The organism is Bacillus sp. PS95, from assembly GCF_037963565.1.
GTDB classification, from domain to species: Bacteria; Bacillota; Bacilli; order Bacillales; family Bacillaceae; genus Bacillus; species Bacillus subtilis.
On record NZ_CP150160.1, the window covers coordinates 3,385,606 to 3,408,145 of the forward strand.

The window sequence follows — 22,540 nt, forward strand, 5'->3', positions numbered from 1 at the left end:
TGCTGAGACTTGTCTGAACCGGCTGTTTTTAGTAGGTTTTACTTAAGAAGCATTTCATGCAGATGATCAAGAAAACGTGAGGAGTCATATTGATGAAAGGAACCTTTTTTCACAATCAGCGGTTTTTATGTTTTTCGATCTTATTTATGTGGATCAAAACGTATGTGATATATAAACTCGGCTTTGATTTGCAAATCGATACTCTGTTGGAGGAGCTAATGCTGCTGGTCAACCCGCTCAGCTTTATTCTTCCTTTATTCGGGATCGGCCTGTTTCTAAAAGAAAACAAGCAGCGGGCCTTTTTGCTGATTGCCAATTTGGTTCTGACTGTTATCTTGATCTCTAATACGATTTTTTACGGCTTTTATATCGATTTTATTACCATCCCGGTTTTATTTCAGGCCAGCAACATGAGCGATATGGGCAGCAGTGTAAAAGAACTGTTCCATCCTCTGTTTATCGCCCTGTTTGTGGATTTGGTTTTTCTGCTGTTGTTCGCCAGAAAAACCAAACACCCACAGACAAAAGCCGCTCCCCGCACGATCAAACGGTACTATGCAGCTTCCTGCGGCATGCTTTTATGCACACTGGCACTTGCAGAAGTACAGCAGCCGAAGCTTTTGGCACATTCTTTTGACCGGGAAATGCTAGTCAAAAGCATCGGTCTGTTTCAGTTCCATATTTACGATACAATTTCTCAGACTGTTAATATCAGCGCGAAAGCTTTTGCCGATGAAGACAGTATAACTGCCATTAAAAACTACACAGAGGCTGATTACAGCAAGCCTGATCAAAGCAAATTCGGTCTTGCAAAGGGGCGCAATGTCATCTTTGTAACACTTGAATCGACCCAAAGCTTTGTTCTGAATGAAAAAGTAAATGGAAAAGAAATTACCCCATTTATGAATGATCTCATAAAAAAAAGCTATTCCTTTGATCATTTCTATCAGCAAACAGAACAAGGAAAAACATCAGATTCAGAATTTATCGTCGCTAACTCACTGTATCCTTCCCTTAGCGGCGCCGTCTTTTTCACGAAAAGCGACCATCAATTTCATACGATGTATAAATCGCTGAAACAGCACGATTATTATTCAGCCGTCTTTCATGCTAACCATAAAACATTTTGGAACAGAGATGTCATGTACGATACGTTTGGCATTGACCGCTTTTTTGATGTTGATGATTTTCATGTCACTCCCGGGACATCGACAAGCTGGGGCTTAAAAGACAAAGAATTTTTAGAGCAGTCCGCCGAAAAGCTGAAAAGCCTGCCACAGCCGTTCTACAGCAGTTTTATCACGTTAACGAATCATTTTCCGTTTGAGATTGATGAAAAGGATCAGCTGATAGATGAATTCGATTCAAGCAGTGATCTGTTAAACCGCTATGTGACCACGGTTCGCTATGAGGATGAAGCATTGAAGCATTTTATCAAAAAACTGAAAGACGAAGGCTTATACGAAAATTCGATGATCGTATTTATGGGAGATCATTACGGCATTTCTGAAGCCCATAACGAGGCAATGGCTGAGTTTTTAGGGAAAGACGAAATCACACCGTATGACAACGTTCAGCTCCAGCGGGTGCCGTTTATCATACATATCCCGGGAATCACCGATCAAAAGCCGGAAACCATCCCTGATGCCGGGGGACAGGTCGACGTCAGGCCGACGCTGATGCATTTGCTCGGCGTTGAGACAAAAGGCGATATCCAATTCGGCAATGATTTGCTGTCGGGCGACCGCACCCCATTCGCCGTTCTGCGAAACGGCAGCTTTATTACGAACGATTATATATACACAAAGAACACGTGCTATAGCCAAAAAACAGGTGAAGTGCTGGAAGATCAGGATGCGTGCCTCCCTTATAAGGAGAAAGCAAACGAAGAACTGTCTTTCTCTGATAAAATTTTAAATGGTGACCTGCTCAGGTTTTCCGAATGAAAAAAATCCCTCTATCAAGAGGGATTTTTTACGTTTCCAATATCACCTTGCCAGTCAGCTTCGTTTCATAGCCGTTTAATTGAGACAAATTCGCCTTGTATTCCTCAGAATTCAAAATCTCCTTCACGGCCTTAAGCAGCTGCTCATGTTTTTTCAAAACGACAATATCATATTGTTCGTCGATGAGCGGGATAAAATCAACACTGCCCATATGTGCCGCGTGCTGCGCCCCGATTCCCGCGTCAGCCTGTCCGCTTGAAACTTGTGAAGCGACAGCGTAATGATCAGTCACGATATCGCCATATCCCACTACATCAGCCGGATTCACACCAAGCAAGCCAAGCTGTTCATCAAGGAGCACCCTTGCGCCAGAACCCTTTTCCCTGTTGATGATCCGGATATCGGCTCTTTTCAAGTCTTTCCAGCCTTGAATGTTTTTCGGATTCCCTTTTTGCACATACAGTCCTGCTTTGCGGAGAACGACATTGATGAGACAAAACGGTTCACCTGTCAAAATCCGTTTTACATAAGGCGCGTTATACTGGCCCGTTTCTGCATCGTACAAATGGAGGCTGACAATGTCACACTTGCCTTGATACATATCAATCAGGCTGTTTAAGCTTCCTTTGTATTTACGGAGCGGCGTCTCCTGAATGGCATTCTCCAAATGCTTGCTGAGGATATCCATCGAAATGTCCTGTCCGCTGATCATGACATTTGGTCTGCCGTCCGGCTCAGCCTCCTGCACCTGTTTCGGCGCTTCTTTTGCAGCGATGGGCTGAGACATTCTCATATTCGTTTTATATTGCTTTAAATCTTCTTCATCCACACGCATCTGCCTTCCGACACGGTAAGCAGGCAGCACGCCTTTTTTAATCAAGTCATAAACGGTCAGCTTTGATACCTTCAGCAGACCTGCAACTTCTTCTATCGTATAGGAAGAGGTTTCATTCATCATCATCACTCTCCTATTTTATTATACCTTTTCGTCGAATGTAAAAAAACCCACATAAACCAAACATAATCAGTTATAATTAGTTATATCTAATGATAAGGGGTGCAATCATGTTTAAGAAGTATTCTATTTTCATCGCAGCCTTAACTGCTTTTCTGCTTGTAGCAGGCTGTTCTTCAAACCAGTCTTCAACGGACAGCGAGAAAAAAGTAACGTTAACCATCTCAGCTGCCGCCAGCGCGCAGGATGCACTTGAGGAAATCCAAAAAAATTATGAAAAAGAGCATCAAAGTATTACCATCCAAGATAACTATGGCTCATCCGGCGCCTTGCAAAAACAGATTTCTCAAGGAGCAGGAGCCGATCTGTTCTTCTCAGCTGCTGAGGATAAATTTAAAAAGCTGGTGGATGATGGAGATATCGCAAAAAAAGACAGCACTGATTTAGTCGGTAATGAAATTGTGCTGGTCGTACCGAAAAACGGTGATTCACCTGTGACAAGCTTCAGCAATCTGGCTGAATCAGAAAAAATCGCTCTCGGCACGCCGGAATCCGTACCGGCAGGAGCTTATGGGAAAGAATCACTGACAAAGCTGTCTTTATGGGACAAAGTGAAGGATAAAATTGTGTATGGAAAAGACGTTCGCCAAGTTCTTTCTTATGTTGAAACCGGCAATGTGGACGCTGGTATTGTTTATAAAACAGATGCCCTGGTCTCGAAAAAGGTCAACATTATCGACGAGGCAAAAGCAGATACACACAGCCCAATTGTCTATCCGTTAGGAATCGTAAAAGATACAAAACACCGTAAGGAAGCGAAGGAATTTTACGAATACCTGCAATCTGATGAAGCAATGAAAGTATTTGAGAAATATGGCTTTACTGCCGAGTAGCATAAGCGCTTCAGAATTTTTCACACCCGTTGTGCTTTCCTTTCAGGTGGCGGCAGTTGCCGGAATTGCTGTCATTATTCTCGGAACACTTGCTGGAGCATGGATGTCACGGGCATCATTTTTCGGAAAAACGGCACTCGAAACATGTTTTATGCTTCCGCTCGTTCTTCCGCCTACTGTTGTCGGTTTTATTTTGATCGTCATTTTCGGAAAGCACAGCTTCATCGGACAAGCCATCGAGTGGATCTTCCGGCAGCCTGTCATTTTCACCTGGTGGGCCGCTGTGATCGCCTCGGCTGTTGTAGCCTTTCCGCTTATGTACCAATCAGCCAAAACCGGATTTGCTGACATTGACCCCGATATACAAGGTGCGGCCATGGTAGACGGCGCTAGCAGATGGAAAGTGTTTATCCATATCTCCGTCCCGCTTGCCTATCCTTCATTGCTGACCGGAAGCATCCTCAGCCTTGCACGGGCGCTCGGAGAATTTGGCGCAACACTCATGTTTGCAGGGAACATCCCCGGTGTTACGCAAACACTGCCGACGGCGATATATGTCTCATTGGATTCCGGCAACAATACCCTTGCCTGGGCGTGGGTCGTCTGTATTGTTGTCATTTCCTTTTTGATGCTGTTTTTCATTCAACAGAAAAAAACGCACTAAAAAAACTCCCCGTAACGGGGAGTTTTTTGATTAAAACAGAAGCTCATCAGGATTTGGACCGACACGCTCATCTTTATTTAATGCGTCAATTTTGTCCATGTCTTCTTGAGACAATTCGAAATCAAAAATATCAGCGTTTTCGATGATACGGTGTTCTTTAATGGATTTTGGAATGGTTACAACTTCATGCTGCAGATCCCAGCGCAAAATCACTTGAGCCACAGATTTATTGTGTTTTTCAGCAATCTGTGTCAGTACTTCGTTATCCAAAAGCTGTCCCTGCATGAGCGGAGACCACGCTTCCAGCTGAATGCCTTGCGCTTTGCAGTAATCTCTTAATTCTTTTTGCGTCAAGCGAGGGTGAAACTCAACTTGGTTCACCATCGGTTTGATTTCAGCATCTTTCAACAGCTCTTCTAAATGATGAACTTGGAAGTTGCTGACGCCGATCGCGCGGATTTTGCCGTCTTTGTACAGCTTTTCAAGCGCGCGCCATGTATCTTTATATTTATCTTTGCCAGGCCAGTGGATCAAATATAAATCTAAGTAATCAAGCTGCAATCTTTCCAGACTCTTTTCAAAGGCAGCAAGCGTTGTATCGTAGCCTTGATCTTCATTCCACACTTTTGATGTGATGAAGAGCTCTTCTCTTGCCACACCGGATTCTTTAATCCCGATGCCAACGCCTTCTTCATTTTTGTAGATCGCTGCTGTATCAATACTGCGATAACCATTTTTAATTGCCGCTTTCACTGATTCAGTCGCTTCATTACCATTTTCTACTTTAAAAACACCCAGACCGAACCAAGGCATTTCAACTCCGTTATGTAACTTTACAGTATCTTTTAAACTTGTTGGCACTTGAACATCCACCCTTTCACTGAAATGTAAGCGTCTATATTATCTCACATTCCTCTCAGCCGATACCAATAATACGCTTAAGACCCTCTTTTTGCTTCTTTTTTCACAGCACAGGCAAATTCAAACACTATTTTTTTCCTATTTTAACAATATTGAGATTACAAATACATTGAGCAGGGTATGCGTGTAGTGTAACCAAATGAAAACAAAGGAGGAAACAACTTGAAACGTATTCGTATCCCAATGACACTTGCTCTTGGTGCCGCTTTGACAATTACCCCTTTGTCCTTTGCTTCCGCTGAAGAAAATCCTGCTCCGAAGATGTCGCAGACAACTGCTGCTGGAACAACTGCCGCTGATGTAGGTTTAAACGTCAACCTAGATGTACTTGGAATTGCCAACCAGATCGCTGATGCCATCAAATCCGCACAGAATAGGGATGGCTTTGTGAAAAACCTCATGGAGTCTTCCTTCTACGCGTCCGGCCAAAAATATAACGTCATGGTCTTTAATTTAAGCCAGGAATATGAAGATCATTTGAACGGTGTGCAATTTTACGGTTCAGCCGTTTACGACGGCATTACGTATGGCATTTGGGTATTTGAAGACGGAACCTTTACAAACAAAGGCGATGGCGGCTGGATCAACTGGGCCTTCAGAGGCTGGTTCGACCGGGATGGCAGCACTGTCGCATTTCATCGCCCTTAATATAGAAAAAAGCTGGCGCTCTAACGCCAGCTTTTTTGCTGCATTTATTCGCCGCCTTCAAGCATGGCGGCTTCGACATCATTAATGTATTGGCGAAGCTCATGGGAGATGTCCCGGGAAATTTCCCTCTCTTCGAAGAGCGTTTGAATTTCATTTCTGATCGCCTGTACAGCCTTCAGCTTCACTTCCAGCTTCTGATTTTCAAAATGGGCGCTTGATTTCAGCTCATGATGGCTGTGCTCCAGCCTGAAAATTAACTGCTTATAGAATGTAATGACAGATAAAAACACTTCTTTATGCTCTTCCGTCTTGTGTTTTTCCAGATTTTCTATCGCTGCTTTTGCCGTTTTCACTCTTGTTGCCCGTATCAATCCCGCTTCATTTAAAATCGACATCTCCGGCTTTTTATGTTCACCGAAGAAAATCCAATACATCAGCCTCTTGAGCCTTGTTTTTGATAACCCGACTTTAAACGGGTTGGCATACAAAATTTCCAACTCGTTAAATCGTTCTTGCAGCACATTTGCTGTTTCTTCCGGGATGTCTCCCCGCTCCAGCATTTTCATCAGCGCCTCTTGCTCAGCCTTAACCCCCTGCGCACGGACTTTTCGCTCGTGCTTCTTAATGCGATTAGATGATGTATACTGCTGAAAACGAAGATTTTTCATTTTCTCATTGTATTCAGCTATCACCGCAAGAGAGGCCGTTTTGTTTGTCTCATTCATGTCCTCTTTAATCGTTTGAAGGGCTGTTTTGATCAACTTGCGTCTCGCCGTCAGCAGCTTCTTATTTCGTTCCTCGTCCTCTTCTTCTTTTTCAGTCAGAATTGGCAGCACAACGGTGGCAATGACAAGCGTGCATAAAATGACGCCGGCTGCTAAAAAGAGAATCAGATTTCTTTCCGGAAACGGCGTACCGTCCTCCAGGAAATACGGAATGGAAAAAGAACCTGCAAGCGTTACTGCTCCACGCACACCGGAAATCGAAATTAACAGCGTCGAACGAAGACCCGGTTTATAGATGTTCTGATCTTTATTAAAGAACCATTTGCCGTTCCAGAAGAACAGCACCCACAGGAATCTGAGGAGCATTAACGTAAATGTGATGACTAGGATATAGCCGATCACCTTCATGTTGCTGATGGCAGTGTCGTTAAAGATAACAGAAATCACATCAGGGATTTGCGTGCCGAGAATAACGAAGACCAGGCCGTTCAAAATAAATAAAATAATGTTCCACGTACTTGAGGAGACGATTTGCAGCTTGATCATCGTAGATTCCAGACGATCCTGTTCAACCGCATGGGTAATACCGCCAGCCACAACAGCTAAAATGCCGGAAACGCCGATTTCTTCAGCTGCCAAATAAATCACAAACGGCGTCAGAATTTGAATCAGCATATGCATCGTGACATCCTGCATGCCAAGGCGGCGCAGAAATAGGCGAAAACGAATAATCAAAAATGAAATGACAACCCCGCACAGCAAGCCTCCGAGAGAAATAAAGACAAAGCTGACAGCCGCTTGTGCTAATGAAAATGCACCAGTCACTGCCGCTGCAATCGCAAACTTAAAGGCCACCAGACCTGATGCATCATTCATCAGCCCCTCACCTTCCAGCAGGCGAAGAATCCCTTTTGGCATTTTCACTCTTCCTGATAATGCGCTGACAGCGACGACATCAGTCGGTGAAAGAATGGCCGCAAGTCCAAAGGCCGCTGCCAGCGGAATAGCAGGAATCATCCAGTGAATCGTGTAGCCGCCTACAATCACAGTCGCAAATACAAGGCCGAGTGCAAGCAATAAAATCGGAGCCCTTAAATTCCAAAGCTCTGCCCGCGGTGTCCTCTTTCCATCATTAAATAGCAGAGGCGCGATAAACAGAACAAAAAACAATTCGGTGTTTAATTCAAAATGAAGTCCCTGTGGAAATGAGGCGGCAAGAATCCCAAGAGCCACTTGAATCAGCGGCACCGGAATAAACGGAATAAACCGGTTCACGATATTAGAAATCGCAATAATCGTTAATAATACGAGCACAACTAAAAATATGTCCAAATGCATGACCTCCTTCGTCTGTTGTGTGTCGGCATGATGAGCCAAAAAATCTGTTTGTCTAAAAGCCCTTGAGCTAGGGTGGCCTTGCATCCGCTATGTGGTTTCGCAGGAGTTCTCTCCACACTTGTCTTCTTTTATAGTACCCTTTTTAGGGTATTTTTTCTCATGATATGCTCACAGTGAACTTTTTTGCAGCAGAGCAAATTACAGAAAAAAGAGACAGGAAGCTACTCCCTGTCTCTCGTCTTTCTTTCTCAATCATGAAAATTCGTACCGTCAGTTGTTGCTTTGATAATGCCCGCGCGGATGACAAAGTCACCGAAATGCTCGCCTTCCTCACGTTCTTTCGCATAGCGGGAAAGAAGGATGCGCAGCTCGCTTAAAATGTCTGCTTCACCGATGTTTTCACGGTACATTTTGCTTAAACGGCTTCCGTCAAACGCAGCGCCAAGATACATATTATATTTGCCCGGCGCCTTTCCGATAAATCCGATCTCACCGAGTGCATGACGTGCACAGCCGTTCGGACACCCTGTCATGCGAATCGTGATTTCCTGATCACGAAGGCCGTTTTCGTCAATAATCTCTTCAATCTTATCTAACAGGGTCGGCAAATAACGTTCTGCTTCGGCCATTGCCAATCCGCAGGTCGGAAGAGCGACGCATGCCATCGAGCTGCGGCGAAGTGCTGAATAGTGCTTGCCGTCAGTTAGTCCGTACTGTTCAATTAAAGCACTGATTTCTTCTTTTTTATCGCTTGAAACGTTCGCAATCATTAAGTTCTGATTGGCTGTCAGCCGGAACTCACCTGTATGAACTTTGGCGATTTCCCGCAAGCCAGTCATCAGCTTATAATCATCGTAATCCGTTATACGGCCGCCTTCGACAAACAGCGTGAAATGCCATTTATCCTTGATGCCTTCCACCCAGCCGTAGCGGTCGCCGTTATGATCGAAATGATACGGCTTCGCTTCTTCCAGGCTCCAGCCGAGACGGTTTTCCAATTCTTCTTTTACGTTTTCTAAACCGAGGCGGTCAACTGTGTATTTGAACCGCGCATTTTTACGGACAGAACGGTTGCCGTAATCACGCTGAATCGTAATCGTTTTTTCAGCAACGTCATACATTTGCTCAGGCCGGCAGAATCCGATCACCTTGGCTAATTGCGGATATGTCGCAGTATCGCCATGCGTCATTCCCATACCGCCGCCGATTGCCACGTTAAAACCGATCAGCTTGCCATCCTCGACAATCGCAATGAATCCCAGATCTTGTGAAAAGACGTCAATATCATTAGACGGCGGAACAGCAATACCGATTTTAAACTTCCGCGGCAGATAGAGCGGTCCGTACATTGGCTCGACTTCTTCCTCCGGCGTGCCGGCAACTCTTTCCTCATCAAGCCAAATTTCATGATATGCTCTCGTCCGCGGCAGCAGATCATCACTTAATTTTTTAGACCACTCGTATACCTCTGAGTGGATTTCAGATTGATAAGGGTTTGATGCACACATGACGTTACGGTTTACGTCTCCGCAGGCTGCGATCGTATCCAAAAGTGCTGAGTGGATCGTCTGAATGGTTTTCTTCATGTTCCATTTCAGAATCCCGTGCATTTGGAACGTTTCACGTGTCGTCAATTTTAATGTGCCGTTCCCGTATTTCTGGGACAGGTCATCCATGACAAGCCATTGTTCAGGCGTTGAGACGCCCCCTGGCATACGCACGCGCAGCATGAACTGATATGCGGGCTCAAGTTTCTGCTTTTGGCGTTCATTTCGGAGGTCCCGATCATCCTGCAAATAACTGCCGTGGTGTTTCATCAGGCGGTTATCATCATCCGGAATTCCGGCACTGATTCGATCGAGCATCACTTCTTTCAGCGTGCCGCGCAAATAATCACTTTCTTTTTTAATGCGTTCAACATCACTTGGAGAGCCGTCCGGTGCTTTTAGAATTTTGGTCACCATGTTGAAAAACTCCTTTCAAGTCAAATCAATATACATCACGCTGATAGCGTTTTTGCTGCTGCATATCGGCAAGATAAGCCTCCGCTTCTTCGCGGCTCATATTGCCTTCTTTTTCGATAATTTCAAGCAATGTGTGATGGACGTCATGCGCCATATGCTTTTCATCTCCGCAAATATAAACAGCCGCTCCTTCTTGAAGCCATTCAAACAATTCTGCGCTATGTTCAAGCATGCGGTGCTGCACATATACTTTTTCTTCCGTATCACGTGAGAACGCCACATCCATTTTTGTCAGCACACCGTCTTTGAGCCAATTCTGCCACTCTGTCTGGTAAAGGAAATCCGTGACAAAGTGCTGATCGCCAAAGAACATCCATGCCTTTCCTTCCGCTCCCGTCTCCTCACGCTCCTGCATAAACGAACGGAAAGGTGCGACGCCTGTCCCAGGGCCCACCATGATAATCGGTGTTTCAGGGTCTTTCGGAAGCTTAAAGTTTTGATTGTGCTGTACATAAACCGGCAGTGTGTCTCCCGGCTGCAGACGTTCCGCGCACAAAATCGAGCAGACGCCTTTTCGTTCACGGCCGTGCGCATCGTAGCGGACTGCGCCGATTGTTAAATGCACTTCATCCGGATTTGCGGATAAACTGCTTGCAATCGAATAAAGGCGGGCAGGCATTTTTCGCAAAATCGAGACAAACTCCTGCGCAGATACACTAAATGGGCCATAGTCACGGACGAGATCAAGCAAATCGCGCCCTTCAATATAGGCTTTTACATTCTCCTCATTTCCCGGGGCTAAAAGCTCTCTAAGCTCATCGTTCCCTGTCAGCTGGGCTGCCTGTTCAAGAAGCGGTTTTGTGAGAACGGTAATCTCATAGTGAGAAATCAGCGCTTCTTTCAGCGGTCGGACATCACCTTGCTTATTAAGCGTCACAATTTCTTCCGGGTCCCAATTCATTTCCTTAAGGAGCAGCTCGACAAGTTCCGGATCGTTTTCCGGATAGACGCCGAGGCTGTCACCAGGCTCGTAAGTCAGGCCAGATCCTTCAAGAGACAGCTCCACATGGCGTGTTTCTTTATTTGATCCTCTGCCGTTTAAATTTAAATTTTCTAACACTTCAGCCCGAAACGGGTTTGTTCTGGAATACGAAGACTCACCGGTTTGTGACGCAGCCGCCGGCGCAGGCGCGGCGCTTCCGCCCCCAGCTTCATTTAATCCTTTCAATACACCCTCAAGCCATTCGGCTGCCGGTTCATCATAGTCAAGATCGCAATCAACGCGCGGAGAAATCCGTTTTCCGCCGAGTTCTTCTAAGCGTTGATCAAATTCTTTCCCTGTCTGGCAGAAAAATTCGTACGAACTGTCACCAAGCGCCAAAACGGAAAAGCGCAGGTCTTCAAGCTTAGGCGCCCGTCTTCCGTGCAGAAATTCATGAAACGACAGCGCGTTATCAGGCGGCTCGCCTTCTCCATGCGTACTGACGACGATTAAAAGATTGGTTACCTTCTTCAGCTGATTCGGCTTAAAATCGCTCATGGATGAGACGGTCACTTGAAAACCGCTCTGTTCAAGCTGCTTGCCGGCATTTTCTGCAAGCCCCTGTGCGTTTCCCGTCTGTGAACCATAAAGAACGGTCACTTCTTTTGAAACGGCCGGTGCCGGTGCTTCCGCTGACACAGCTGCCGCCGGCGTACCCGCAGCTTCTTGGGCGGAAACAGATTGAGCGGATAAATATCCGCTCAGCCAGATTTTCTGGGATTCGGTCAAGGTCGGCAGAAGGCGGTTAAGGAGCTCTGCCTGCTCCTGATTAAACGGACTGTTCATTACCTGAAGTTGCAACGTATCCACCTCACAAAGTTATAAACTGATCGAAAATTGCATCTAATTGAACTTTACCGGAATACTAGGCTTAAGTAAAATATATTTACATGATGATAACTATTAAGAATCCTAATGATAAAACGGCTATGCTTCATGTAAATAGAAAAAAGAGAAGGACTCCCTTCTCTTCATTCAGCCATCTGATATAAGTGAGGCGGCACAGCGGTTACAAACGGACTGGCTTCACCTGTGTAAAATACCGCCAGCATGTGCATCGCACGGGTGCACGCAGTATATAAAAGCCTGCGGTCGTGCTCTGTATGATAGTGTTCTTCAGATGCATCATAGACAAGCACTGCGTCAAATTCAATTCCCTTCGCTAAATACACCGGAATCATGCAAACACCCTTTTGAAATGGTTGATTTTCTTTATGAATCAGGCGAACATCTGTATATTCACTCATGTGGGCGTGCGCCTGTATGCATTGATGCGCAGTCTTGCAGATGACGGCTATTGTTTCGTGCCCTTTTTTCTTGAGCCGGCCAATTTCTTGCGCGAGCTTTTGGCAAAGGCTCTCATGTCCTTCAGTTTTGACAACGAGCGGCATTTCCCCGCTTCTATTAAACGGCTCAATATCCGCTCCATCTTGAAGCATCGCTTTGGTAAACTCGACAATCTGCCTTGTTGATCTGTATGTTCTCTTTAAACGAACATACTCAGCAGGATCATCCTCAAAGCACGCATCCATACGCTGATCCCCGTGTATGGTATGCGCGTAGATGGACTGATTGATATCACCGAGCACTGTCATGCTGGCAGCCGGAAAAATGCTTCTCATGTAAGCCATCTGAAACGGTGAATAGTCCTGGGCTTCGTCAATAAATAGATGTTTGATCTTCGTATTTTTCTTTCTGCCCTCAATCAGATCCTGCATATAAAGAAACGGTGCCGCGTCCTCATAGAGCAATTTATTATCCGTAAATGCCGAACGGGTCAGCTCACCTATCGCATCCATCTTCTCATGCTGAAATTTTCCTCCCCAGCCAGAAAACAATTGCAAATAAAGTTGTGTAACATCAAGAAATGCAAGGAGTCTGACCGCCTGTTTGAGCGGTTTGAAAGCTTTTTTCACAATGATGGCGGCAAGCAGCTGCTGCTCTCTTTGATAATCGTTAAACGTACTCTCGCTGAACCGTTTCCTTTCCTGCAGTTTTTTGTACACGTCCAAGTAGTCCTCTTTGTCAAGCAGCTCAGCTTCATGAACAACCCAATCCTTTCGCCGTTCCTTTTTCTCAAGCTTGTTAAGCTCACTCAGCAGCCACTTCGCGGTTTGCTCCATCCGATTCGGAATGGAGTGATTTTGATCCAATGAGTAAAAATAGGATTGAATTTGCTCCTTTGTGATCAGCTTTTGTCCGCGGAATATGATATTTTTAAAAATCATCCCTTCAGAGGAAAGCCGTGTGACGTATTCATTAATGAATTGCTGAAAGGATAAACCCGCCTTCCATGTGATTCCTGCAAGCCTTGTTGGAAAATCGCCTTCCTTAGTTTCGGTCAGGCAATATTCGAGCTGATCAAAGGCGCTTTCACATTTAAACTTGCGGCCAAGACGATGCTCGATATATTCCTGAAACGTCGCCTGCTCCATATTCTCTTCTCCTAACTCAGGCAAAACAGAGGATACATAGCTGTTAAATAAGAAGTTGGGAGAAAACAAAACGATTTGTCCGGCATCAATGACGCCGCGGTGCCTGTATAACAAATAAGCGACACGCTGAAGCGCAGCCGATGTTTTCCCGCTGCCAGCCGCTCCCTGCACGATCAGGATCTTGCTTTTTTCATTACGGATAATCTGATTTTGTTCTTTCTGAATCGTAGACACGATGTTTTTCATTTGGGTATCGGAGTGATGGCTTAATACCTCTTGCAGCATTTCATCACCAATCGTCATATCGGTATTAAACATCGCTTTGAGAGTGCCGTTTTTGATCATAAACTGGCGTTTCAGCACCATTTCCCCTTCTATCGTTTCACCGGGCACCTCGTACTCCGCTTTTCCTGGGGAATAATTGTAGTACAAACTTGATATCGGCGCCCTCCAGTCATAAATCAGAAAGTGTTCCTCCTTCTCATCCAAACAGGAAGCTAAACCGATATAAATTCGCTCTGCCTGCTCCTCGCCGTTTTCAATAAAATCAATCCGGCCGAAATAAGGCGATTTTTTTAATTGATGAATTCGTTTGAGCTGCTGATCCATGCGCCGATGATTGTGTTCCCGATCAGACAGCAGCTCTGCCTGCTGCTTAATGCTTGCCATCGTTTCAATCGCTTCATGGGCATCATCAAAATTAACCTTAACATCCTCCCAAAAGCTTTTTCTTAATCCGATGATATCATGCTTCAACCCGCCCGCAGACGTTTCCAGAAACCGCTCTTTTTTTTCGAGCTCCTTCAGCACCTCATCTATTCTCGACTGCTCTTCCTTCCATTCCTTATCCTGCTGATTCATGAACGGCACCTCCAGAAAATAGTTGACAAACATAGATGAAATACTGTATAATATAATTGGATACATATATTAAATATATGATGTAAACTGGCAAATACAATTTATAATAGCACATTCACCCAACGTCGTTCAAGGTTTGGGTTATTTATATGCACTAAAAAAACCGATCTCAACTCGAGATCGGTTTTTTATTTTAAGATTTCACATTGATCACTGTTGGACGTGCTTTTCTTAGGTTGCGACTCTTCTCTTTCATCAGTATCGATTCCTTATTCCATTCAATCTTCGATATAATATATCTTTTTCATTTTAAAAACACCGCAGAGCTCTACCGTGTTTGTCTGTTCATCTAACGTGAAGAATGATTAAACTGGCTGTTATTGTCATCTTCCATAAAGCAACTACATCCTTGCTATCGTATCTATAGTCGCAGTAAAATAGTCATTTTTCATCCAATTTCGACATATTTCAACAAATTGAAGTTTTTCATTTGGGAGAATAGGACGATGTTACATTATTTCTCTCGGTTTATGATATGAACATGAAGAAAGAACCAGAATTAGTTAGGAGGAAATACTCAGTGAAGAAAAAACTATCTATGATGTTGCTGGCATTCGTCGTAGCCGTAACAAGTTTTACGGCTATTGACCTAGTAAACAACAAAGCGGAAGCTAAAGATTGGGTTAAAAAAGGTCAAATATGGAGTACTCATTACCATTCGGGCTCATTTAAAAACTATACTTACTCGCCAACTTTTCATATTTATTATCCAGGACAAGGAACTTGGGCCAACATGACAGCAAACGGATCAGGCAGCGGGAAAATTACAGCAACTCTGCAACAAAAGACAAATAAAGGCTGGAAAAATGTTAAAACTTTTTATGCAACGAAAAAAGGCTCTACAAATTTAAGTTACAAACAAGCTTCTAAACGCTACAAAACAAAATACAGATTCAAATTCACTAACACAGGAACTAAAAAAACCATCAGCTATACCTTTTGGGCTACCTATTAATTTTCAATAGCTTTGCTCTGCGCGGTCAGCATTCGAAAAGGACTTTTTATTTGATCCCGGCAGGCTACCATAAAAGAAACCTCTCCATGACGGAGAGGTTTCTTTTATTTTACTGACTATCTAAGCGAAAAGAACGGTTTGGCAGCTTCCAATTAAACATATAGGAACAAACCCGGCAAACAACGAGCACGAAAAACAGAACGTATAAGCCGAACGAGTTCCCCAGCCAGCCCAAGCCGACGATTAAACCGCCGAGAGCCGCCCAGACTGCATAAATTTCTGCCTTCAGCACAAGCGGTTTGCGCCCGGCAAGAAGGTCGCGGATGATCCCGCCCCCGCTTCCCGTCAGCACCGCAGCCACGATCACGGCACTAAGCGGATGGCCCATTTTGACGGCATACAGTGCGCCTTGGATAGCAAAGGCAGCGAGGCCGATCGCATCTGATAAATTGCCCCACTTATTCCAATGCTTCAGCAGCAGCTTCGGAAACAGAAACACAATTGTAATAGATAAAAGCGCGATTTGAAAGTACGCTCCCTGCTCCCATAGCGCTGACACCGGAACACCGATCAGCAAATTGCGGATCGCTCCTCCTCCAAAAGCTGTGACAATCCCTAATATATAAACTCCTAAAATATCATATTCCTCTTCCATCGCAACAATTGCGCCGCTGACTGCAAACGCAATGATGCCAATCACACTGAGCAGCTCCCAAGCCATTCTGATGACTCCCTTTTATGTTTGTTAAATTTTCTGACGACCTCTAGATTTTATAATCGCTCAAGCGTAAAATCAATAACATTTTTATGAGAAAAAAAGATAAATTTAGAGGGAATACGGCTATTGCTGATGGACATGAGTTTGCGAAATTAAAAAAGCGCCCGGCATACGCGGGCGCTTTTTTTGTTATTCAGATTTTTCGCCTTTCAGCAGGCACATAAAAATGATAATCAGGATAAAAGCAATCAGGGCCAGGAATGGAATCGTAATAAAACCAAACCAGTTAATATATTGGCCCGAGCACGGCACGCCGCTGACACATGGCTTAATGCCGCTAAAGCCGGGCACTTTTTGCTCTAAGTAATGCATGATCGAAATGAATGCCCCAATAATCGCCATCGGGAGCACATATTTTTTCACTCGTGTGTCCCCTTGAAAGGTGGCGATGCCTAAAATCAGGACGAGCGGATACATGAGGATACGCTGGTACCAGCACAGTTCACATGGAATAAACTTTCTGATTTCACTGAAATACAGGCTGCCCAGCATAGCGATAAGAGCCACAACCCAGGAAGCATATAAAAATACGATTCTATTTTTCATATTGTTACTTCCCTTTCAGCTCTTTTTCTATTGTCTCTTTGATTTCATCATAATCCGCAAAATTTTTGATCACTTTATCATTGACATAAATCGTCGGTGTTGCCTGTATGTTCATTTTTTGATTAAGGTCAGAATCCTTTTCCACTTGAGAAGCGAATGTTTCCTTATCAAGATTTTCCTTGAGCGTCTCAGGTTTTATCTTTGTGGTGCTTTTTGCAAGATCACCAAGGAGGCCTGGGGTTACCCATTCCTGTTCCGTATCCGGCTGTTTTTCGAACAGATTTTCATGGAAATCCCAGAAAGAGTCAGGGTCTTCCTTCCATACTTCTTCAGATGCAAGAGCCGCTAACCTTGAACCTTTTCCATGGAACATGACGTTCACGAAAGAAAATTTCACATCGCCCTTATCAATAAAGTCTTTTTGTATTTTTGGAAAGATGTCACTGTTAAACACCTTGCAAGACGGACATTTGTAATCTCCGAATTCTACTACAGTTACCGGTGCATCGTCCTTGCCAAGCACAGGCTGCCCTTTGATAGACGGCTGTCCGGAAACCGCATCATTGCCTTGTTCCGTTTTGTTATTAATGATGACAATGGCTGCTAGCAATACAACAACCACAACCGTAAGGATGACCGCGAATTTCGCAGAAGACTGCTGTTTCTTTTTCACTCCGACACCTCATCGTTTTAAAATTAAAAAAGAAGCGGATCGCAATTGATCCACTTCTTTATTTTAACAAGACAAGCGCCGATAAGAAAACCCCGAAAAAATGAATTCTCTCCGACAATTTATTTGTTTTTGAGACGCATGACGCGCATAGCGTTTGCCACAGCGAGCAGTGTAACACCGACATCTGAGAAAACCGCTTCCCACATGGTTGCAATTCCAAATGCTCCAAGAATGAGAAAGATCGCTTTCACACCTAAAGCAAAGCCGATGTTTTGCCACACGATTCGCCGTGTCCGTTTCGCAATCCGAATCGCTTCTGCTATTTTTGACGGCTGATCTGTCATCAGCACGATGTCTGCGGCTTCTACCGCGGCGTCTGACCCAAGGCCTCCCATCGCGATCCCTATATCTGCGCGTGCAAGCACCGGCGTATCATTGATGCCGTCACCGACAAAAATGAGTTTTTCACTAGGCAAAAGCTTAGCTTCTAATGCTTCGACCTGCGCGACTTTATCTTGCGGCAGCAGCTCTGCATATACCTCACCAATCCCAAGCTGTTTTCCGACGGCTTCTCCCGTTTGTTTCGAATCACCCGTCAGCATAGCTGTCTGTTTGATCCCAAGCGACTTCAGATCAGCAACCGCCTGTGCTGCGTCTTCCTTTACTTCATCCGCTATGATGATTGCTCCGGCATAGTGTTGATCAACAGCAACGTGTACGATTGTTCCAGCATTTTCATCCGGGACATCCTCAATTTGTTCTCTTTCCATGAGCTTTTTATTCCCGGCAAGGATCTCAGTTCCATTTACCTTTGCAAAAATGCCGTGACCGGAGATTTCTTCGTATGACTCAATCTCATCGGAGGAAAGCATTTTCCCGTAAGCTTTACGCACAGATTCAGCAATCGGATGCTGTGAATGAAGCTCAGCGTATGCCGCCGCTTCAAGTAATCTATCCTTTGTAAAACCTTCCGCGGGTTTGATTTCTGTCACTTCAAAGCTTCCTTTTGTTAGTGTTCCCGTTTTATCAAACACCGCGTATTTGACTTGATTCAAAGCTTCTAAATAATTGCTTCCCTTTACAAGCACTCCGGCCTTTGAGGCCGCTCCGATTCCGCCGAAGAAACCGAGCGGAATGGAGACAACAAGCGCACAAGGACAAGAAATCACTAAAAAGATAAGCGCGCGGTACACCCAATCGGAAAGCGCGGCGCCAGAAAGAACAAGCGGCGGAACAAAGGCCAGCAATACCGCGATGATCACAACAGCAGGTGTATAATACTTGGCAAACTTCGTGATAAAGTTTTCTGTCCGGGCTTTACGGCTGCTCGCATTCTGAACCAAGTCTAATATTTTTGATACTGCTGATTCCTGATAGCCCTTTGTGACTTCAATATGCAGAACGCCGTTTTGATTGATAAAGCCTGACATTACATCTTGTCCTTCCGCAGCTTTTCTCGGAACGGACTCACCTGTTAAAGCAGATGTATCAACCATCGCTGACCCTTGCACGACCTTACCGTCCAGGGGTATGCTTTCTCCCGGATTAACCACAATGATGTCTCCTGTCTGAACGTCCTCCGGGGAAACCTGTTCGATGCCGTTCTTTGTTTTGAGATTGGCGTAATCAGGCCGTATGTCCATTAACGCACTAATTGATTTTCTGGAACGGCTGACCGCGGCACCTTGAAAAAGCTCACCGATTTGATAAAACAGCATAACGGCGACGCCCTCAGGGTATTGCTGAATCAGAAAGGCGCCGATTGTAGCAAGAGCCATTAAGAAATGCTCATCAAACACCTGACCTCGGATGATGTTTTTGACTGCACGGATCATAATGTCACCGCCGATGATCAAATAAGCAGCGAGAAAAAGGAAAAGTTCAATGGTTCCCGAATGAACCAAATATGCCGCTGCGCCGAGAATGACAGCCGCCGCCATTCTCATCAGCATATTGACCATTCGATTACGATAGCCATCATCAGCTGATTTCTTTATATGCTTTTGGCGAACCGTTACATGCGGATCAATTGATTTCACTTTTTTCTCTACTTTATTCGTGACCCATTGCTCTTCTTTCCCATCGGCTGAGACAGTTAAGGTGCTTGCCGCAAAATTTACCGCGCATCCGTCAATGCCTTTTATGCCTTTGACTCCATTTTCGATTTTTTGGGCACAATTGCTGCAATCCAAACCGTCCAGAACGTATTCCTGTTTCACTAGTCTCACCTTACCTTCCGATTTAGGGTTCCCTTTTCAAAGCGTATCAATGAGTATTGCATTCATTTTAATATATATGAGCATATACTCATATATAAGTTACACCTATTATATGTTGTTTTCCAAGAAAGTGTCAATGAAAAACAAAAACCGGCATATAGCCGGTTTTTCATTTTACTTTTTGCAGACGAAGAGCATTCAGAACAACGGAAACGGAGCTGAATGCCATTGCTGCTCCTGCTATCCACGGTGCTAAAAATCCAAGTGCTGCGATTGGGATGCCGAGGCTGTTATAGCCAAGCGCCCAGAATAAATTTTGTTTAATGTTTTTCATTGTCAATCTGCTCATGCGGATTGCGTCGGCAATACTGTTCAGATCGCCGCGAATCAGTGTAATGTCTGCTGTTTCCATGGCAATGTCCGTGCCAGTTCCAATCGCCATGCCGATGTCAGCTGTGGCAAGCGCCGGCGCATCGTTAATTCCGTCGCCTACCATTGCTGTCTGGCGGCCTTCTTTTTGCAAGCGGGCAATTTCTGCTGCCTTTTGTTCAGGAAGGACTTCCGCAATGATATTCGTAATTCCCGCTTCCTTCGCGATGGCTTCTGCGGTTCTGCGATTGTCTCCTGTCATCATGATGACATCAAGACCCAACTCTTTCAGACGGGCAACAGCCTTTCGCGACGTATCCTTAATCGTATCTGCAACTGCTACTAGCCCCGCTGCTTCTCCATCAATGGATACAAGCATAACTGTTTTCCCTTCTGCCTCTAGCTCTTCCATTTGGGCGAGAAGACCCCCATGCTCAACCTGTTCGCTCTCCATTAATTTTCTTGTGCCGACGAGAATGCTTTTTCCTCCGGCTTCAGCCAAAATGCCTGCGCCGACTTTTGCTTCAAAGCGGGTAAGCTTCGGTATCTCAAGCCCTTTATCTTTCACGCCAGCAATAATCGCTTCGCCAAGCGGATGCTCTGATCCCGTTTCCGCTGCCGCTGCAAATTGAAGCAAATCTTTTTCTTCAAAACGGCCGAATGGAATGGCATCCGTCAGACGCGGCTTCCCGTTTGTCACGGTTCCGGTTTTATCAAGAACAATGGTATCGAGACGATGTGTTTTTTCTAAATGCTCGCCGCCTTTAAATAAAATCCCGAATTCAGCAGCGCGTCCAGATCCAGCCATTATGCTTGTCGGAGTGGCAAGACCGAGGGCGCAAGGACAGGCAATGACAAGAACCGCAATGAACTTGCTGATCGCTTCGGCAAAATCGCCAGGAGCCGCCCAAAGATACCAAATGAGAAAAGTGAGAACGGCAATCCCCAATACAATGGGCACAAAAATGCCTGAAATCTGGTCAGCGAGACGCTGGATCGGCGCTTTTGACCCTTGTGCTTCCTCAACAATTTTGATGATATGAGAAAGCGCAGTATCCTTTCCGACGTTGACAGCTTTAATTTTCAGGAAACCGTTTGCGTTAACGGTTGAACCTGTCACGCTGTCACCAGGATTTTTGTCAACAGGAAGACTTTCTCCTGTAATCATCGATTCGTCAACTGCTGAGCGGCCTTCAACCACTTCTCCGTCGACAGGAATTCGTTCGCCAGGTTTGACGTAAACAATGTCATTAACAAGCACTTCGTCGATCGGGATGATTTGCTCCTGTCCGTCTCTTACAACAGTAGCTGTTTTCGCTTGAAGCTTCATCAGCTTTTTAATCGCATCCGAGGAACGGCCTTTTGCTTTTGTTTCAAACAACTTGCCTAATAAAATCAGCGTCAGCAAAATCGCGCTCGTTTCATAATAAAGGCCGTCTGTATGCCCGTGAGAGCCAATGCTTTGAAAAGTAAGATAAAGACTATAAGCGTAAGCAGCCGTCGTACCGAGGGCGACCAATACATCCATATTGGCGCTTTTATTTCTGAGCGCCTTATAAGCACCCACATAAAACGGCCAGCCGATCAGAAATTGGACTGGTGTCGCCAGCGCAAATTGCATCCACGGATTGAGAAATATATCGGGTACCCAAATGAATGATGTAAATGTAAAATGGCTCACCATCGCCCAAAGCAATGGAAATGACAGGACAGCTGAAAAAATCAGTCTCGCCGTTTGCTTCCGTTCTTCTTTCTTTTTAGCAGCAGCAGCCTCACTGTCCTGTTCACCCTTCAACTTTAGCTTATATCCAAGCTTATCTACCGCTTCTTTCAAATCGCCGACAGACGCTTCTTTTGGATTGTATTCGACCGTAACTGTTTCTAATGCGAAGTTTACTGGTGCATTTGCGACGCCTTCTATTTTGTTAAGCCGTTTTTCAATCCGATTGGCGCAAGCCGCACAGGTCATGCCTTCAATATCGAATTCAGCTTTTTCTGTAACAACGTGATAGCCCAGCTTTTCTATTTTTTCTTGAATCGCTGCAGTCCCTGTTTCAGCAGGATCGTAGATTACATTTGATGTTTCCGTTGCCAGATTAACATTGGCATCCGTGACACCGGGCATCCGCTTCAGGCCTTTTTCAATTCTGGCAGCACATGCCGCACAGGTCATACCAGAGACCTGCATCGCGATTTCCTTTTGTTCACTCAACATACTCACTCCTTTATATACGCCTGGGGGGTATATAAAAATGAAAGAAATATCGCGCCTCCCTAAAGGCGCGATACCTTGAATCACTTGGCTACGTCATAGCCCTGATCTTCTATCGCATCCGCAATATCTTTGACTGATACTTTGTCAGCATCAAACGAAACATCGACTTTACCCGCTTCCAGATTGACATGAACGGCACTGACGCCGTCCAGTTCTCCTACGCTTGTTTCTACTGCTTTGACGCAGTGCTGACAAGACATTCCTTCAACTTGCAATGTTTTTTGTTCCATATTAATTCCTCCTGTTTATTCTTTGTATTTTTATCCTACCATA

17 protein-coding genes are annotated in these 22,540 nt (G+C 44.9%); 5 read left to right on the forward strand and 12 right to left on the reverse strand.

Annotated elements, in window-relative coordinates:
* The first annotated feature begins 92 nt into the window (after positions 1-92).
* Entirely contained in the window at positions 93-1,946 is a 1,854-nt protein-coding gene (locus NSQ12_RS17740; protein ID WP_038429615.1) for an LTA synthase family protein, read from the forward strand.
* A gap of 28 nt (positions 1,947-1,974) precedes the next feature.
* On the opposite strand, the gene NSQ12_RS17745 is transcribed toward NSQ12_RS17740, so the two are convergent.
* Positions 1,975-2,901 (reverse strand): substrate-binding domain-containing protein, encoded by a 927-nt coding sequence (locus NSQ12_RS17745; protein WP_043858963.1) that lies wholly within the window; start codon positions 2,899-2,901, stop codon positions 1,975-1,977.
* A 110-nt stretch (positions 2,902-3,011) separates the two neighbouring features.
* On the opposite strand from NSQ12_RS17745, the gene modA reads away from it, so the two are divergent.
* On the forward strand, positions 3,012-3,794 hold the full coding sequence (gene modA, locus NSQ12_RS17750; protein WP_204551377.1) for a molybdate ABC transporter substrate-binding protein: 783 nt from the start codon (positions 3,012-3,014) through the stop codon (positions 3,792-3,794).
* On the forward strand, positions 3,766-4,458 hold the full coding sequence (modB, locus tag NSQ12_RS17755) for a molybdate ABC transporter permease subunit (RefSeq protein WP_198878508.1): 693 nt from the start codon (positions 3,766-3,768) through the stop codon (positions 4,456-4,458). Before modA ends, modB begins: the two co-directional genes overlap by 29 nt.
* A gap of 30 nt (positions 4,459-4,488) precedes the next feature.
* On the opposite strand, the gene pgoN is transcribed toward modB, so the two are convergent.
* Positions 4,489-5,319, reverse strand: a complete 831-nt coding sequence (pgoN, locus tag NSQ12_RS17760; RefSeq protein WP_227058322.1) for a glyoxal/methylglyoxal reductase — start codon at positions 5,317-5,319, stop codon at positions 4,489-4,491.
* Between the two features lie 222 nt (positions 5,320-5,541).
* On the opposite strand from pgoN, the gene yvgO reads away from it, so the two are divergent.
* Positions 5,542-6,027: a stress response protein YvgO gene (gene yvgO, locus NSQ12_RS17765; protein WP_227058320.1), complete on the forward strand. Its 486-nt coding sequence runs from the start codon at positions 5,542-5,544 to the stop codon at positions 6,025-6,027.
* Positions 6,028-6,071: 44 nt separating this feature from the next.
* Here the strand turns inward: yvgO and NSQ12_RS17770 are convergent, their stop codons facing one another.
* The 4 genes from NSQ12_RS17770 to helD form a co-directional block, all read right to left on the reverse strand.
* Positions 6,072-8,084, reverse strand: coding sequence for a Na+/H+ antiporter (locus NSQ12_RS17770; protein WP_227058318.1), 2,013 nt, complete (start codon positions 8,082-8,084; stop codon positions 6,072-6,074).
* A 254-nt stretch (positions 8,085-8,338) separates the two neighbouring features.
* Positions 8,339-10,054, reverse strand: a complete 1,716-nt coding sequence (gene cysI, locus NSQ12_RS17775) for an assimilatory sulfite reductase (NADPH) hemoprotein subunit (protein WP_015714700.1) — start codon at positions 10,052-10,054, stop codon at positions 8,339-8,341.
* Between the two features lie 25 nt (positions 10,055-10,079).
* Positions 10,080-11,897 (reverse strand): assimilatory sulfite reductase (NADPH) flavoprotein subunit, encoded by a 1,818-nt coding sequence (locus tag NSQ12_RS17780; protein WP_139451198.1) that lies wholly within the window; start codon positions 11,895-11,897, stop codon positions 10,080-10,082.
* Positions 11,898-12,067: 170 nt separating this feature from the next.
* Positions 12,068-14,392, reverse strand: a complete 2,325-nt coding sequence (gene helD, locus NSQ12_RS17785) for a DNA helicase IV (protein WP_339175276.1) — start codon at positions 14,390-14,392, stop codon at positions 12,068-12,070.
* Positions 14,393-14,972: 580 nt separating this feature from the next.
* On the opposite strand from helD, the gene NSQ12_RS17790 reads away from it, so the two are divergent.
* The gene (locus NSQ12_RS17790) at positions 14,973-15,407 is read left to right on the forward strand and encodes a hypothetical protein (protein ID WP_160221811.1); all 435 of its coding nucleotides are present in this window, start codon (positions 14,973-14,975) and stop codon (positions 15,405-15,407) included.
* A gap of 109 nt (positions 15,408-15,516) precedes the next feature.
* On the opposite strand, the gene NSQ12_RS17795 is transcribed toward NSQ12_RS17790, so the two are convergent.
* The 6 genes from NSQ12_RS17795 to copZ all read right to left on the reverse strand — a co-directional run bounded on the left by NSQ12_RS17795 (position 15,517) and on the right by copZ (position 22,497).
* On the reverse strand, positions 15,517-16,128 hold the full coding sequence (locus NSQ12_RS17795; RefSeq protein WP_003228419.1) for a trimeric intracellular cation channel family protein: 612 nt from the start codon (positions 16,126-16,128) through the stop codon (positions 15,517-15,519).
* Positions 16,129-16,314: 186 nt separating this feature from the next.
* Complete coding sequence (locus tag NSQ12_RS17800) at positions 16,315-16,731, reverse strand: disulfide oxidoreductase (protein WP_003228417.1); 417 nt, start codon at positions 16,729-16,731, stop codon at positions 16,315-16,317.
* A 4-nt stretch (positions 16,732-16,735) separates the two neighbouring features.
* Entirely contained in the window at positions 16,736-17,404 is a 669-nt protein-coding gene (gene bdbD / locus NSQ12_RS17805; protein WP_195727728.1) for a disulfide bond formation protein BdbD, read from the reverse strand.
* Between the two features lie 119 nt (positions 17,405-17,523).
* Entirely contained in the window at positions 17,524-19,632 is a 2,109-nt protein-coding gene (locus tag NSQ12_RS17810; RefSeq protein ID WP_157825336.1) for a heavy metal translocating P-type ATPase, read from the reverse strand.
* Between the two features lie 160 nt (positions 19,633-19,792).
* Positions 19,793-22,204, reverse strand: coding sequence for a copper-exporting P-type ATPase CopA (gene copA / locus NSQ12_RS17815; RefSeq protein ID WP_339175282.1), 2,412 nt, complete (start codon positions 22,202-22,204; stop codon positions 19,793-19,795).
* Between the two features lie 83 nt (positions 22,205-22,287).
* Complete coding sequence (copZ, locus tag NSQ12_RS17820; protein ID WP_003244260.1) at positions 22,288-22,497, reverse strand: copper chaperone CopZ; 210 nt, start codon at positions 22,495-22,497, stop codon at positions 22,288-22,290.
* Positions 22,498-22,540: the final 43 nt, after the last annotated feature.

Excerpts from the sequence above, each read along its gene's own strand:
- NSQ12_RS17740 (WP_038429615.1), top strand. The coding sequence starts at position 93 with ATGAAAGGAACCTTTTTTCACAATCAGCGGTTTTTATGTTTTTCGATC.
- NSQ12_RS17745 (WP_043858963.1), bottom strand. The coding sequence starts at position 2,901 with ATGAATGAAACCTCTTCCTATACGATAGAAGAAGTTGCAGGTCTGCTG.
- modA (WP_204551377.1), top strand. The coding sequence starts at position 3,012 with ATGTTTAAGAAGTATTCTATTTTCATCGCAGCCTTAACTGCTTTTCTG.
- cysI (WP_015714700.1), bottom strand. The coding sequence starts at position 10,054 with ATGGTGACCAAAATTCTAAAAGCACCGGACGGCTCTCCAAGTGATGTT.
- helD (WP_339175276.1), bottom strand. The coding sequence starts at position 14,392 with ATGAATCAGCAGGATAAGGAATGGAAGGAAGAGCAGTCGAGAATAGAT.
- NSQ12_RS17795 (WP_003228419.1), bottom strand. The coding sequence starts at position 16,128 with ATGGCTTGGGAGCTGCTCAGTGTGATTGGCATCATTGCGTTTGCAGTC.
- NSQ12_RS17800 (WP_003228417.1), bottom strand. The coding sequence starts at position 16,731 with ATGAAAAATAGAATCGTATTTTTATATGCTTCCTGGGTTGTGGCTCTT.
- copZ (WP_003244260.1), bottom strand. The coding sequence starts at position 22,497 with ATGGAACAAAAAACATTGCAAGTTGAAGGAATGTCTTGTCAGCACTGC.